This is a genomic window from Saccharibacillus sp. CPCC 101409 (assembly GCF_030518235.1).
Classification (GTDB): domain Bacteria; phylum Bacillota; class Bacilli; order Paenibacillales; family Paenibacillaceae; genus Saccharibacillus.
Genome location: NZ_JAULSA010000014.1, coordinates 16158 through 31728, shown reverse-complemented (window position 1 = coordinate 31728; position 15571 = coordinate 16158). Strand labels below are relative to the sequence as shown.

Annotated in this window: 11 protein-coding genes; all 11 read right to left on the bottom strand. The window is 55.1% G+C overall.

Annotated elements, in window-relative coordinates:
* Positions 1–136: 136 nt before the first annotated feature.
* The 11 genes from QWJ34_RS22060 to QWJ34_RS22010 all read right to left on the bottom strand — a co-directional run bounded on the left by QWJ34_RS22060 (position 137) and on the right by QWJ34_RS22010 (position 15286).
* The gene (locus QWJ34_RS22060) at positions 137–1786 is read right to left on the bottom strand and encodes an extracellular solute-binding protein (RefSeq protein ID WP_302731218.1); all 1650 of its coding nucleotides are present in this window, start codon (positions 1784–1786) and stop codon (positions 137–139) included.
* Positions 1787–1828: 42 nt separating this feature from the next.
* Positions 1829–2698, bottom strand: coding sequence for a carbohydrate ABC transporter permease (locus tag QWJ34_RS22055; protein WP_302731217.1), 870 nt, complete (start codon positions 2696–2698; stop codon positions 1829–1831).
* 12 nt (positions 2699–2710) lie between these two features.
* On the bottom strand, positions 2711–3682 hold the full coding sequence (locus QWJ34_RS22050; protein ID WP_302731216.1) for an ABC transporter permease: 972 nt from the start codon (positions 3680–3682) through the stop codon (positions 2711–2713).
* A gap of 359 nt (positions 3683–4041) precedes the next feature.
* Positions 4042–5136 carry a response regulator transcription factor gene (locus QWJ34_RS22045; RefSeq protein ID WP_302731214.1) on the bottom strand — a complete coding sequence of 365 codons (1095 nt, stop codon included), beginning with the start codon at positions 5134–5136 and terminating at the stop codon, positions 4042–4044.
* Positions 5137–5138: 2 nt separating this feature from the next.
* Positions 5139–7013, bottom strand: coding sequence for a cache domain-containing sensor histidine kinase (locus QWJ34_RS22040; protein WP_302731212.1), 1875 nt, complete (start codon positions 7011–7013; stop codon positions 5139–5141).
* Positions 7014–7512: 499 nt separating this feature from the next.
* Positions 7513–8451: a dihydrodipicolinate synthase family protein gene (locus QWJ34_RS22035; RefSeq protein ID WP_302731210.1), complete on the bottom strand. Its 939-nt coding sequence runs from the start codon at positions 8449–8451 to the stop codon at positions 7513–7515.
* A complete protein-coding gene (locus QWJ34_RS22030; protein ID WP_302731208.1) occupies positions 8441–9475 on the bottom strand; it encodes a sialidase family protein in 1035 nt (344 codons plus the stop codon). The genes QWJ34_RS22035 and QWJ34_RS22030 overlap by 11 nt, the downstream gene beginning before the upstream one ends.
* Complete coding sequence (locus tag QWJ34_RS22025) at positions 9456–11819, bottom strand: helix-turn-helix domain-containing protein (protein ID WP_302731206.1); 2364 nt, start codon at positions 11817–11819, stop codon at positions 9456–9458. Before QWJ34_RS22025 ends, QWJ34_RS22030 begins: the two co-directional genes overlap by 20 nt.
* 29 nt (positions 11820–11848) lie before the next feature.
* Positions 11849–13375: an extracellular solute-binding protein gene (locus tag QWJ34_RS22020; protein WP_302731204.1), complete on the bottom strand. Its 1527-nt coding sequence runs from the start codon at positions 13373–13375 to the stop codon at positions 11849–11851.
* A gap of 46 nt (positions 13376–13421) precedes the next feature.
* Complete coding sequence (locus QWJ34_RS22015) at positions 13422–14336, bottom strand: carbohydrate ABC transporter permease (RefSeq protein ID WP_302731202.1); 915 nt, start codon at positions 14334–14336, stop codon at positions 13422–13424.
* A complete protein-coding gene (locus QWJ34_RS22010; RefSeq protein ID WP_302731200.1) occupies positions 14330–15286 on the bottom strand; it encodes an ABC transporter permease in 957 nt (318 codons plus the stop codon). The genes QWJ34_RS22015 and QWJ34_RS22010 overlap by 7 nt, the downstream gene beginning before the upstream one ends.
* Positions 15287–15571 lie beyond the last annotated feature (285 nt).

Sequence of the window (15571 nt, the reverse complement as noted above, 5' to 3'; positions counted from 1 at the left end):
CCTTTTTGTTTTATATTAAAGATATAATATATCTATAATAGATTTTATTCCTCCTTTATGCAACTGTTTGTTTTTCTTTCGTAAACCGTAAGGCAAACAGCCCGGGAACCTTCTCCCGGGCTGCGTTCCTTTTAACCTATTTTTCTTTCGCGAAGTCCGCCTGCTGCTGCCGGTAAATCTCGTAGAAATCGTCCCACACCAGCACATTGTCTTTTTCTTGGCTCCACCAATCTTTGTACCACGCTTCGATCTCCGGTCCGCCGCCCTGCTGCCACTGCTGCTCCGCTTCGGCCGCCGCCTGGTCCACCGTGAATTTGCTTCCGCCGATAATCGAGCGCGTATACGTGTCGTTGATCGCCGTCGTTACATTGGTCATTTTGGTTTGCAGGTCTTTCGGAAGCTGCGGCATATGTTCGGAGTGCGTCACGCCTTCGCCTACGGGCAGATCGGTCATGTAGACGTCCCGCGCTTCTTTGAACAGCCGCAGCGCTTCTTTCTGCGCCGGAATATCTTCGTCGAACAGCATTTCCGTGTACCCGGCTTTGCCTTCTTCCAGCCGGCTGTACAGCAGCGCGTAATCGCCGGCCCAGCTGACTTCCTGCTTGTACTTTTCGGCATCGGTAATGCGCAGACTTCCGTTTTCGTCCACTTTGTAATGCGTGCCTTCGAAGCCGTTTTTGAACGTTCTGCCGGTCTCCGTTTTAGTCAAAAAATCGATGTACTGCATGACCGCTTCCGGATTCTTGGTCCGGGCGTTGACGACCGCTGTCATCTGCACGGGATTGTTCCACACCGTCGTATACTGTCCGACCGAAGTCGACGGCAGCGCGATGACTTTCAGTTTCGCTTCGGGCACGTTCTTCATCAGCGTATCCAATTCGTTGGCCGCGAAAGCGGTGTAGTCCGACGTCATCGCCCCGAACATGCCGGTCTTGCCGTTTAGAAACGCCTGCTTGGACTTGGCGCCGTCTTTGTCGGTCAGGAAGTCTTTGTCCGCCGCTCCCGATTCGAACAGGGCGCGCTTGAACGCGGTCACTTCCTTCATATGATTGGGGCCGACCACGATCTCCCCGTCTTCTTCGTTCACCCAGTTGGCGTTGAACATATAGCGGAAGATCCCCGACGTGTCGCCGAACTGGAGTCCGCCGATCCCGTATGTATCGTCCACGCCGTTGCCGTCCGGGTCCTGCTCCGCGAACGCTTTGGCGACGGCGATCATTTCTTCTTCGGTCGTCGGCACTTCGAGGTTCAGCTTCTCCAGCCAGTCTTCCCGGATAAAAAAGCTGGTCAGCGGATACACTTCGTTCATGCGTCCCACCTCGTACAGCTTGCCGTCGCTTTTGGTGCCGGCCTGCTTGAGCTGCGGGTATTTCTCCATCAGCGCTTTGTACTCCGTGCTGGAACTTGCGATCAAATCGTCCAGCGGCAGCAGCTGCTTCTGATTGAACAGCGTGTTGCGGATCGAGGTCCCGAATTCGAAAATAACGTCCGGCGCGCTGCCCGAAGCGAACAGGACGTTCAGCTTCGACTGCGACTCCCAGCGCGGAACGGCGGTGAATTTCACATCGACCGGCCCGTTCTCGTTGATCCATTTCGACCACATATTGTCTTCGATCATTCCCATCCCGCTCGGCACCGAGCCGCGGTCGTAGATCGTCGAAGTGATGCTTCCGCGCTCGCCTTCCTGCCGCGCCTGCTTTTCTCCGCCCGAACAGCCCGCCAGTACGCCGCCCAGAAGTCCGAGCGCAAGACCGCTTTTCAACCATGCTTTCGTGGATAACGTCACAGAATCGACCCTCTTTCTTTTTTTATCGAAACCAAATCGTCCTTAACCTTTAATCGAACCGAGCATGACGCCTTTAACGAAATACTTTTGCAGAAACGGATACACCGCCAGGATCGGAATCACCATCACGATGACCGCCGCGGCCCGGATGCCTTCCGGCGTCAGACTGCCCACCATCGTCGGATCGGTAAAGTCCTGCACATTCAGGTTGGACATAATCATATTCTGCACCAGCACGGTCATATTGAACATGGAGGTGTCGTTGATGTAGATCATTACGCTCATAAATGAATTCCAGTACCCCACCCCGTAAAAAAGCGCGATCGTGGCGAGCAGCGGCTTGGACAGCGGCAGTACGATGCGCAGCAGGATGCCCAGCTCCCCGCAGCCGTCGATTCGCGCCGCTTCGTCCACTTCGCCGGGCAGATTTTCAAAATAAGAACGCATAATGAGCATATTGTACGTACTGACCAGCCCCGGCAGCCAGAGCGCCCAGTAGCTGTTGACCAGCCCCAGATTCTGCACGACCAGATAGGTGGGGATCAGCCCGCCGTTGAAGATCATCGTGAACACCATCGCCATGGTAAAAAAGCGCCGGTGGTAGAAATGTCCGCGCGACAGCGGGTAAGCGGCCATCACCGTGACCAGCATGCTCAGTCCCGTGCCGATCAAGGTGATCTTCACGCTGTTCCAGAACGCGTTCAGAATCGGCGTTCCGGTCAGCAGGCTATGATACGAAGCGAAGCTGAAATCGACGGGCCACAGATTCACTTTGCCCGACAGCACGGCGCTCGCGTCGCTCAGCGACAGCGCGATAATGTTCAGCAGCGGCAGCAGGCAGGTCAGCGCGATCAGCGTCAGCAGAATATAGTTAAAGACGTAAAACGCTTTTTCTCCTCGGGTTGTTCTCACGGCTTGTCCTCCTTACCACAAACTTTCGTTGAAGCGTCTGGCGATATAATTGGCGGTGAAGATCAGGATGAACGCGACCAGCGATTCGAACAATCCCATCGCCGTCGTCAAACTGAACTGCGCGCCTTGAAGCCCGTTGCGGTAAATATACGTGCTGATGACGTCCGCAATCTCGTTGACGTTGGAGTTCTGGAGCATAAACACCTGATCGAAGCCGACTTCCATCACGCGGCCCATCGACAGAATCAGCAGCAGGATAATCGTGGAACGGATGCCCGGCAGCGTGATATGCCAGATCTGCCGCATCTTGCCCGCTCCGTCCATCTGCGCCGCTTCGTAGCGGCTCGGATCGATCGTCGTCAGCGCGGCGAGAAAAATAATGGCGTTGAAGCCCATGTCTTTCCAGATGCCGGAGGCGACGAAGATCGCGATCCACGAGCCTTTGTTGTACATAAAAGCGTACGGCTCGCCGGTCCAGGCTTCGACGAAACGGTTGACGATGCCGTTCTCCAGCGCAAACACGGTCATGAGCATCATCGCAATAATGACCCAGGAGAAAAAATGCGGCATGTACACGATGGTCTGCACCGAGCGCTTGAACGCCAGGTTTCGGACTTCGTTCAGCATAATCGCCAGGAAGATCGGGATCGGAAATCCGAATACGATACTGAGCACGCTGAGCAGCAGCGTGTTGCGGATAATCTCAAGCGTTCTTGGATCGCCGAACAGCGTCTGGAACTGCTGGAGCCCCACCCACGGGCTGTGCCAGAGCCCGTCGTAGAAGTTGTAATCTTTGAACGCGATCACCAGCCCTCCGATCGGCGCGTAGCGGAAGACCAGGTAGAACAGGATGACCGGCAGAAACATCAGCAGCAGCGGGATATTCATCTTGAGGCGCCGAAGCCGCTGCTGCCTGAGGCGCTCGCGGGCCTCGCCTGCGGAGGGGCGCACTCCGGACGGCCCCGCGGTCAGCTCTTCTTTCATGTGCATCTCTCCTTGTAAACGGTATCTGAATCGATTCATACTTGTATTATAAAGAGGTGTGTAAGCGCAAACATTTGATATTTAGCTTTCCTTTTTTAATTTTCTACGCAAAAACGGCCCGTTGAAGGGCCGTTTGGGGGTGTCGAAGAAGTTCCTATTCGTAAAAGAAGCCGTAAAGGCTGCGGAGAAAATTCGTTACAGTCGCTTGTTGAAACCAGGAAGTTTGATTAGATTCTAGTGGAATCTTCCCGGTTTCAAAGGCGAACGCTATCGCTCTTTCACTGAATTTTCTCCTCCGCTTATTCGCTTCGCTTAGAAGCGGACTTCCTCGACACAGGGGCGGCCCAGGTAACGGGCTGTTATTGCTCTTCGGGGTGGGGGGAACGGGGGGCTTGTTTGCGGAAAGCGCGGGGGGACATGCCGGTTAACTGCTTGAAGACGGTGGTGAAATAGCTGGAGGTGTCGAAGCCGGTTTGTTCGGCGATGGAAGACATGCTCTGGCGGGTTTCGCGCAGCAGCAGTTTGGCTTTCTCGATCCGGCGGCGGCTGACGTACTGGCTGAAGCCTTCGCCGGTTTCTTTTTTGAACAAATGGCTGAGATAATTCGGGGTAACATGCGCGTAATCGGCGGCCGATTGGAGCGTGCAGGTCTCGGCGTAATGCGCCTCGACGTACTGAATCACGCGATGCACTACGCTGCCTCGGCGGTCTTCGAGCAGACTTTCGAGCAGTTCCAGGCGTTCGCCGCTGCGTCCGCGGGCCCAGTCCGTCACTTCCTGCACGCTGTGCATCCACAGCAGCGGATCGCCGCCGAATTCTTCGGCTTTGCCCGGTTCGTTCCCCGGTTTGACATTGAACTGCTGCGCCGGCAGTTCTTCGATCGCGCGAAGCATGCGCTGCACTTCGGCTTTGCAGTCGGCCAGCTCCATGCGCGCCGCTTCTTCCAATCCTTCGGCGACGCGCGCCCGCATCGGCCCGACCTGCCGTTTGAGCAGCAGCTCCGCCAACTCGCCGCGCCAGCGTTCCGTTCGGTCGGTTCGCCCGTATTCGCTGCGCAGCCGCTGCTCCGACTGCCTGCGGCGGTAGCGCTCATGCGCTTTGCGCAGCACCTGGCACGCTTCGTCGAGCGAGAACGGCTTGAGCAGGAATTCGATCGCGCCGTAGCGCAGCGCCCGCTGCGCGTATTCGAATTCCCGGTAGCCGGTCAGGATAATAATCAGGATATCCTGATCTTCTTCCTGAATCCGCCGCGCCAGATCCAGTCCGTCCATGACCGGCATGCTGATATCCGTCACGATCAGGTCGGGCTTGTCGCTCCGCACGGCGGCCAGCGCTTCTTCGCCGTCCGCCGCTTCCCCGATCACGTCCCAGCCCAGCGGATTGTTGCGCACCAGATGGATGAATCCCTGCCGAAACAGCGCTTCGTCGTCCACGACCAGCATTCGTCCGTTCATCGTCACTTCTCCTCCTTTCCCGTTATCGGCAGCCGTTCTTCCCATTCGCTTTGCTCGGGCAGCAGCAGACGCACGGTTGTGCCCGCTCCCGGCGCGGATTCGATCTCCACACCGTAAGGACTGCCGTGAACCAGCTCGATGCGCCGCATCACGCTGCGCAGGCCCACATGCTCGCGGCCTTTTTCTTCCGTCTGAGAAGGAGGCTGCGCCGGCGCATACAGACGCGCAATCTTCCCTTCGTCCATCCCGCAGCCGTTGTCGGCAATCTCGATCACCAGCATGGGCGGACGCTTGTTTTCTTCCGCTTCTCCTGCTTCTCCCGGTCCTGCCGCAAGTTCTCCGCCGCGCCTCAGCGCCCGGATCTCCAATCTGCGGTCGCCCCGTTTGTTGGCAAAAGCGTGCACAAACACATTCTCCACCACCGGCTGCAGCAGCAGCCGGATCATTTCGCATCGTTCCAGCTCCGGCGGCATCTTAATCTCCACGCTCAGCGTTTCCGCATAACGGGCCTGCTGAATCTCCACGTAATGCCGGATCTGCGTCATTTCGTCCTGCAGCGTCGTCAGTTTCTGCGCCGGTTGAAGCGTATACTGAAGCATTTCGGACAAAGCCGTGACCAGGCGAGCCGAACGTTCGTCGCCCAGCATATAGAATTTCCAGAAAAACAAACTCAGCGTATTGTACAGAAAATGCGGGTTCAGCTGCGCCTGGATCGCTCTGAGCTCGGCCTGTTTTTCGCTCAGTTTCCGCTCGTACACTTCATGGATCAGCGTATCGATCCGCGAAGCCATATCGTTGAAGCTTTCCCCGATAAAGCCCAGCTCGTCCGTCGTTTCGACCGCCACCCGCGTATCGAACCGGCCGCCCTGCACCTTTTTCATCGCTTCGACCAATCCCCCGAGCGGACGCAGCAGCCTGCCGCTGATGCCCATAATAATCAGCGACAAACACAGAACGCTGGCCGCGGCCGAGAAGACCGCGACTTCGACGATCACCCGTCCTTTTTGCTGAATCTGCGCCAGCGAGACGCGGCTGACCAGCGTCAGGCCGGCTTTGTCCGAAGTCTGCTTCGTGTACAGCCAGGCCGCGCCGTCTTCGCCGCGAACCTCCGCCGCGCCCGTCTCCAGTTCCGCAAACGGCGGCTTAAGCGTCCCTTCTTTTTGTCCCTGAAAAGAATACAGCAGATTTCCGCCGGCATCCAGCAGATAAACGGCGGAGTCGTCGTCGAGCCGCAGATCTTTCACATACGATTCGAACAGCGACGTATTGAACAGGATCAGCATAAAGCCGTACGTTTCCAGATCGACCGAGTTCATCACCCGTCCCGCCAGAATCCAGTTCGTCCGTTCTTCCTGCACATAAGCGCCCGGAGTCAGCGGATTCCAGACATACTCGCCGCCGGTTCCGTTCAGCCCGCCGACAACCGCCGTCAGGTAATCGGGCTTCAACTGCTCCAGCGAACCGGAGAAGCTGCCCAGATTGAACCGGTTTCCTTTGAGGTCGTAGATGCGCAGGCTCATGATCTCGGGCGCGTCGAGGCGAACCTGGTACAGCTGATCGTCCAGCTCGTCTTCGAGCTTCATCTGCGTATACGAAGAAATGCCCGCTTCCTGCGACTGGATCGCATTTTTCACCGAAGGATTGAGCGTGATATAGTCCGTGACCTTGTACATATCGTTCACCCTGGAATCCAGCCGCGCCAGCACCTGCTCCGCCGTAAGGGCGTACTGCCGGCCGACTTCTTCGTTGAACAGGGCGATATGAATCCGGTACGTCATCAGCCCGGTAATGCCCGAGATCAGCACCGTCGCCGCCGACAGCAGCAGAATCAATTTCGTCCTGAATTTGAAGCGCTTCCAATATTCGATCGGCGTCATCCCGTCCCCTCCGCTTCCTCGCCGGCTGTTCTTGTAAAAAGATAGCATACCTTTCGGCGAAAAAACAGGTGAAGGGTTGGCCGGTCCGCAAAGAAACAAAGAAAGAGCCGACGTTTGTCGGCTCTTCCAGGGTGTCGAGAAAGCCGGGTAGAGTTCCCGACGGAAAATAGCGGCACAGGTACACTTATTTGGGACGAAACGCTTCGATTTCTTCAAATAGCGACGCAGGTGCAATTATTCGGGAGCCAAATGCCGAATGAAAGCGAAAAAGCTTGAAATAGATGTATGAGCGTCGTTATTTTCTCGAAAACGTAAGATTAAGCCGGAATAAGGGCATATACGCAGCTATTTGGATTCGTCCTGCCGCTCGCTTTAATTCTCCAACCCTTTCCCCGACCTTTCCTTCCAATCGAACCTGCTTATTATGATTTACATCAAATCGTTTCTCGACAATCTGAAAGAGCCGACGTTTGTCGGCTCTTCTTAAACTTGCGCTCTACTATTCGTATCTTCCTTTCCCGAATTCTTCGTACCAGGCATCGGTCAGCAGACGAAGCTGCTCGACTTCGCTTCGATGGGTCGCGCTCAAAGCGTCGTCGGGCAGGACTCGGCAGGCTGCGGATTCCAGTATTCCTTCGAGCAGCAGGTTGTATTTGGCGTTTGCCGGATAACTTTGTTTCTCGATCAGCGAAGCCGTGGTCAGAAAAGCGGCCAGCAGCTCCGCTCCAGCCGGATCGGACTCGTATTCGTTCCATAAGCGGACGTACAGCGACGGATGGAAGTTAGCCATCACTCCGCTGTATCCCGCCGCGCCGGAGCGCAGGCTGTCCAGCAGGGTAGCGGAATTGGCGTTGAACAATTTGACCCCGGTTCCCTCCAGCAGCTTCAACCGCCGCCGAATCGTGTCCGCGTCGCAGCAGGTGTCTTTGATAAAGCGGAATCGGCCGGTCTCCACACTGAAAGACAAGAGTTCGTCGCTAAGCAAACGTTTGTAAGGAAACGGACACTCGTAGAAACCGAGGGGGAGATCCGCCGGAAGCTCATCCAACAGCCGCTGAAGGCGATCAATAGCTTTCGCTTCCGATTCGCCCTGTTCCGCCAATCGGTTTGTAATCAGTACAAGAGCATCAACGCCGGTCGACGCCATCGCCCGGAGTTCGCCTACCTGTTCGCCGAACGAACCGCCCGTGTGGCCGGAAGCAATAACCGGAACGCGCCCGCGCGCCTTTTGCCGGACAAAAGAAGCGATCCCGACCCGCTCCTCCAGCGTCAGCCGGAACATTTCGCTGGATTGGCAGACGGCAAACAGCCCGTGCGCCCCCTGTGCGATATACCATTCGACCAGGCGCTCAAGCGAGGACCAGTCCACCTGCCCGCCGCGGACAAACGGCGTCAGCATCGTCGGCCAGATTCCCGAAACCGCCGGTTCACTTCTCATGTCCGTTTTCCTCTTCCCGCACATCGATCCGCCAGAACGCGATCCGTTCCCTTTTCCAGGTATACGTAATGAATAAAGTATTTCCTTGCGAGACGATTGCCGGATACGAGTATTCCCCCGGCTCGTCTTCCAGAACGAACGAGTCGCCCCAGGTCTCTCCGTTATCCCGCGAGAAGCCGAGCACAAGAGGCGTTCGCGGCGAGTCCGTCGCATACCCGCGCACGGGATTGTACACCAGCGCGAGCAGCCCGCCGCCGAGCCGGGTCAGGTCGATGCCGCTGTTGTTATTCGGCAGCTCCGTCGCGCGGGCGATCGACCAGGTCCGGCCCCCGTCCTGCGAATCGCTGCGAAAGACCGCGCCTTCGGTGCTGCGCAGCAGCATATGCACCGCGTTTCCTCCCTCGCTCCACAGGGAAGGCTGGATCAGTCCGCGTGCGATCCACTCCTGTGCGCCCACATAGCGCTCCAGTTCCATAGGCACCGGCGCGCTCCGGGTCCAGGTAGTTCCGCCGTCCGTCGAAATATCGGCAAACGCTTCCCAGATTTCTTTGCCGGGATTCGCCGGGTCCCGCTTCTCGACCGACGACGGGGCGAGCAGCGTGCCGTCTTCGAGCCGGATCGGCTTGTTCCGCACAGGTCCGCGTCCTCCGATATCGCCGGGAACCAGCTCTATAGGTTGGGACCATGTGTCTCCGCCATCCGTCGACCGGACAATGCGCGTATGCCAGTCCACAATCTCGTGTCCGACTTTGTAGAATAGGTTCAACCCGTCCGGAGCGGCATCCAGAACCGGGTTCCAATGCGCGATACCGTCCTCATCGGCCGCTTTGCGCGGAACCGACCATGTTTTGCCGCTGCGCGCCGACAACCAGATGGCGACATCCTTCGATTTCTCGTAAGTCCCGCCGAACCAGGCGCAGATCGCTTCGCCGCCCGGCAGCACGGCCACCGTGGATGCGTGGCAGCTTCGAAACGGACGCTCCTCTTCAAAGACATACTGCTTTTCAGCTGTGATATGAAGCATGATTCTCCTCTTTTCGGTTATGGATTTGCTTCCGGTATTCGTTCGGAGACACGCCTTCAAACTTCTTGAACGTGCGCAGGAAAGTGGTCCGGTCGAAAATGCCCACGCTTGTCGCCACGTCGATCACCGGCAGGTTGGTTGTCTCCAGCAGTTCTTTGGCTTTATCGATTCGAAGCCGGCTGATAAATCCCGTAATGTTCAAGTCGTACGTTTCTTTGAACAAGCGGGAAACGTACTTGACCGTAACGCCCATTTCTTCCGCTATTTTTTCCAGGTGCAGATCGCTCCTGTAATTGGCTTCGACGTATTGCTTGATCGTAGAAGCCAGCTCGGCGGACCGCGGAGAAGAATGTTCCTGCTTGATCCGATCCATCGCGCCAAAAAAGAAATTCAGCAAAATCGTTTGCCTGCGGTCTTCTCCGTCGATCGTCCGCTGCGTTTGCAGCAGATCGCGCCGGTCTTCGCCGGACAATATTTCTTCCGGGTCCAGCCCTCTTTCCACCAGGAAACGCCGTCCGGTCTCGAACAGTTTCGTAACCAAAGCATCGAGGGAGTACGAGGCGTGACGGCTGTTTTGCAGCAGTTGTCCGACCCACTGGGCGACTTCTTTGGCGTTGCCGAAGCGAAGAAGCTGGAGCAGACGGTTCTCGTCCGCGTAGGTATAGACGATCTGCTCTTGACCGCCTTCTTTGCCCGTAAACTCCACAATCTTGAAATCCGGTTTTCCCGTGATCCGGTGCAAAGCGTACATACTGTTGCGATAGGACTTGGCAATCCCTTCTATGCCTTCGCAGATATCGCCGATCGCGATATGAAGCCGGCAGTACTGGGTATCGCTGCTGAAGATGCCCGCCAGTTCCTCCATTCTTCCCCTTATGCTCTCGCGATCCGCGTCCGGCTGCATATTGAAAACCAGCGCGTATTGAGATTTCCCCGTCTCCAGCACATACAGGTCGGCGTTTTCTTTAAGCAGGCCGTAAAACAGATTCTTCATTTTGACCTCGATCAGAATGCGGTCCACATCCTGAATATCGGTCCAGAAACGGTCTTTGAATTTGAGACTGATCGCGCAGCAGAGAAAACGGTCTTGTTCGAAACCCAATCGCGTTTGCAGGATACGCTGCAAATTCTCCCTCTGGTCTTCGCTGAGCGAATGTCCTTTCATCAGTTGAAACAAGACGTAATCCACATACTCCTGCGCCAGTACTTCCATCTGTCCCTGGAACCGGGATTGGTTGAACATCATACGCTGAATTCCGGCTCCGATATGCCGCAGATCGCGGGAGTACCGGGTTCCCGCCTCGTCTTTCACTTCTCCTACCGTGCGTTCCAGCACTTCCCCGATCCGGCGGATCGGCGTGTACAGCCGGTAAGAGAACAAGAACGCGAAGATCAGACTGACCAGACAGAGCACAATGCACAGGGTGACAATAAAATGATAAATGCCGGACGCCTGCCTGTTGAACTCTTCGACGGGAGTAAACGCATAGAAATACCATCCGATCGTATCGTTATAGACCGCATCGGCAATAAAGTCTTCGCCGTCGACCGTTACTTCGAGCGGGGCGTTTTCACCGTCCGGCAAATCGGAGCCGATTGCTCGAAAAGCCGCTTCGTTATTGAAATCGGCATCGGAACTCATCACGATTTCGCCGTCTTTGTCGGCTGCGACAACCCGGTTGATTCCCGGCTTCACAATTGGGGCGAACGCTTCCCAAATCTTGTCCACGGCGACGGTAACTCCGAGTACGGGGGTATAGGTTCCGCTGCGGTTCGCGGTCAGGAACGTCACGACTTCCTTGGATTCGAACGAGGTTTCCACCAGCGCCGGCTTCAACACTTCCATATAGCGGACGGTATTGAGACGCTCGCTCCAGAATTGCGTGTCGTAATCCCGATAATGATAAAACTTATTAAAAAAATAATCGTAATCGTTGATGCCGTCGTCGGTAAACACATATTCGTCGTCCACATACACAAAGAAATGATCGACAAACGAATTGACATTGAATTTGGCGCGGCTCATGCTTCCCTGCAGCGCCTGGATATTCGTCAATTCCTGAGCTCCCCATTCCTGCTTCGGTTTCATAAGCCGCGTAACGGAAGGGTCGCCGAAGAACACCGTGCTGGTCTCGTAAATTTGACGCCAGTAATCTTCCAGTTTTCGCGCGGAGGCGGTCAGGTCGAGATTCAGCTTTTGCGTATACTCCGCTTTTCGGTCGGTCACAAAGTTCGTATACGTCAATGCTCCCAGCAGAACCAACGGAAGAAGAAAAGACAGGAAGGAGAGCAGAATTTTCACGAATAACTTATTTACTCGCAAGCTGTCCATAAGTTTATTCATCTCGCTTCTCCTCCCTCGCTTCGTTTGCTTTATTTCGTGCGGTTCAGCGCGTCGTTGTAAATCTTTTCGATCTCGCCGGCTCCCGCGTCCGTCAGCTGTCCGGCCCATTGATCGAAATCCTCAAGCGGCTTGGTTCCTATGATAAACTTTACAACATCCTCTTCAAGCGGTGAAGTTTTAGTTGTGTACTGCTTCAGCTTATCCGTTTCCTCCGCTGTAAAAGCGGGATTGAGTCCCGGCACGTAATAGGCGCCTTCATCGGCGGTCAATTCTTCGCCCCAGCGGACGAGATCGGGATCGGACAACTGCTTGATCGGACTTTCGTCCACATGCACAGCGAGCGCGAGCAGGCCCGTTCCCAGCTCGGACATCATCACGCGGGCAGGGTCGGAACTGGACTTGTATTTCTCGATCGTTTCCGGCAGCATCTCGGCTTCGCCGTTTTGGATCTCGAACGTTTCGCCCTCCACGCCGTAGTTGGTCACCCGCGTTCCTTCTTCGCCGTACATCCAGTCGAACATAGCGATGACCGCTTCCGGATTTTTCGTTTTCGAACTGATGGCATAGTTGTCGACCAGCCAGCCTTTCGGATACAGCCAGCCCTTCGCTTCTCCAGCGGCATTGGTCAGATAAGGAATACGGTCGAACTTCGCGTCGGGAGCGTTCTGTTGGAGCGTCGCGTTGTAATTGACCGCAAACGAGTTGTTATCGTAGTAGAAAAAGGAGCGTCCGGTACTCAGCTTCTCGTCCCAGTTCTGCTTGGTGTTTACCGCAAAGTCGGGGTCCAGCAGCTGTTCGCTGTACAATCGGTTGAGGTATGTGAGCACTTCCTTGAATTCCGGCTTGTTCTGCCCGTAGAAATAACGGTCGTTCGCATCGTCGTAAGTCATGCCGTATCCGCTGCCCATGCCGAGCGAGAAAGCGTCCATGAACGACATTCCCCGGGTGGTGAACGGATATGAATCGGGATACGCTTCTTTCATCCGTTTGAGCACGGTATACAGGTCGTCGAAGCTTGCGGGGACTTCAAGCTGCAATTCTTCCAGAATATCCGCGCGGATCATCGGGGCTTTGCCGCCCTGGATCTTGAACTGCTCGGTAATCGGCAGCGAATACAATTTGCCGTCCACAAACAGCTTGCCGATCTCCGGGTGCTCCTCCATCACTTTTTGAAAATTCGGCATCTGATCGAGATAATCGGAAATCGCCAGAAACATGCCCGTATCCCCAAACTCCGCCGCGTCTCCCGCTTCGATCCCGATCACGTCGGGAATATTGTTGCTGGCGAGCAGCACCCTTTTCTTATCGCCGTAATTGCTGCCCGGCACCGGCTCCAGATCGATCTTGACGTTCGTCTTTGCGAGAATTTCCTGAATAACCGGCGTGTTCTCTTTGATGGCCTGCGCCGGATTCTCGCCTCTGGTCCAGCGAATCTCCACCGCTCCTTCCTGCGCTCCCGAGCCGCCCTGCCGCGACGAACTTTCGCCGCTGCACGCGCCGAGTCCCGCGACCAGGCACAGAGCCAACCCTGCCGTCCAAACTTTCCCTCGTTTCATCCTCATCTCTCCCGTCTTTATTGTACCGGTCGGCCTGTCCGCCGGCTTATCCTTTGAGCGAGCCGATCATCATGCCTTTGACAAAATATTTCTGAATAAACGGATACACCATGACGATCGGCAGCACCGCGATTACGATAACCGCATATTTGATATTGGTCGCCGTCACGCTCGCATAAATGCCGCCGAGTTCCTGCGTCTGGTTGGACATTTCGCCCATGACGACCATATTGCGCAGGATGATTTGCAGCGGGAATTTATCTTTCTCGTCCAGATAGATCATGGCGGAGAAGAAGCTGTTCCAGTGTCCTACCGCGTAGAACAAAGCCATCGTCGCCAGAATAGGTTTGGACAGGGGAAGCGTGATGCGAAGAAACGAGATCAGCTCGTTCGAACCGTCCATCTCGGCCGATTCGTACAGCTCGTTCGGAATCGACTGGAAAAAGGTCCGCATAATCACCATATTCCATACGCTGATCGCCCCCGGAATCACCAGCGCCCACATCGTGTTCAGCATATGAAGTTTCTGGACCAGCAGATACGACGGGATCAGCCCGCCGCTGAAGAACATGGTGATGACGATCATCAGCGTAAAGAATCCCCGTCCGTAAAACGACTTCTTGGACAGCGGATACGCGCACATGGCGGTACACACAACGTTGATCGTCGTCCCCACTACGGTATACAGAATCGTATTGGCGTAAGAACGCCAGATCGACACATCGTCAAAAATCAGCTGGTACGTACTGAGCGTAAAGCCTTTCGGCCAGAACGCCACATCGCCGCGCATCACGGAATGACCGTCGCTGAGCGAGACGACAAGCACGTAATAGAGCGGATAAAACGTCGCGAACATCAGCAGAAGCATCAGCAGAACGTTGCAAATATCGAACAGCCGGCTGCCGAATCCTTCGTCGATGCCGCCGCTTTTCTTGGCCGACACTTTCATCGTCTTCACCATAAGCTCGTCTCACTCACTTTCTTGCTGAATTTATTGCCGATGGTCAGGAAGAACAGCGCGATAAGCGAGTTAAACAGGCCGACCGCGGTCGCATAACTGAAATCGCTCGAAACCAGGCCGCGGCGATACACGTAAGTCGCGATGATATCAGAAGTTTCGAAGTTGGACCCGTTGGAGAGCAGCAGCACTTTTTCAAAAGAAACCGACATAATGCCTCCGATACTAAACAGCAGCATAATGATGATGGTCGGCGCGATTCCGGGCAGTGTAATATGCAGCGCCCGCTTCCAGCGGTTCGCCCCGTCCACGGTCGCCGCTTCGTAAAGCTGCGGATCGATATTGGTCAGTGCCGCCAGGTATACGATCGAACCCCAGCCGATTCCCTGCCAGATGTCGGAAGAAATATAGATCGTCCGAAACCATTCGGGGATCATCAGGAATTGAATCCGCTCCATGCCGAAGAACTGCAGGAACTGATTGATCATGCCGTCGTGCGACAAAAAGTTGACCAGGATGCCGCATATCACCACAGTGGACAGAAAGTGCGGAAGATAGCTGACCGTCTGCACGAAGCGTTTGAACAAGCCGTTTCGAAGTTCGTTCAGCAGAAGCGCCAGGATAATCGGAGCCGGGAACACGAACAAGATTTGATAAATCCCGATCGCCAGCGTATTGCGGACCAGCTTATAGAAGTAAGGATCGGACAGAAATTCTTTGAAATACCCCAACCCGATCCATTCGCTTCCCCCGATTCCGTCGAACACATTGTAATCCTTGAATGCGATAATGATACCGAACATAGGAATGTAGTGAAAGATCACAAAGTAGAAAAACGGAATCGAAAACATCAGGTACAAGAAACTGTTTTTCTTGATCAACCGCCGGCGTTCCTGCTTTTTGACCCGGTTTTTGCCGATTCCCGTCGCTGCCGCCGTTTGCTGCGTCGTCATATAATCCCTCCTTTAGCCTGCATTCTAATCCCACGGAACTGACTCCATAAAGTAGCAATACCGAATAAAACGATGCATTTTGGCGAATTTGCGATGCTGCATTTTTCTCATTTCAAGCGTTATTCCGTATAAGAGCGCAAAAGCGACATTTTTCATTCCATTTTCGAAATTTCATGTAAGAAAACCGGACATTTGTAAAATCGCTTACATTTTTTCGAGGAAAGAGAGCCGAATAAAAAAAGAGCCTGCCCGCAAAGTCGTCAATACGACTCGGGGCAGCTCTAT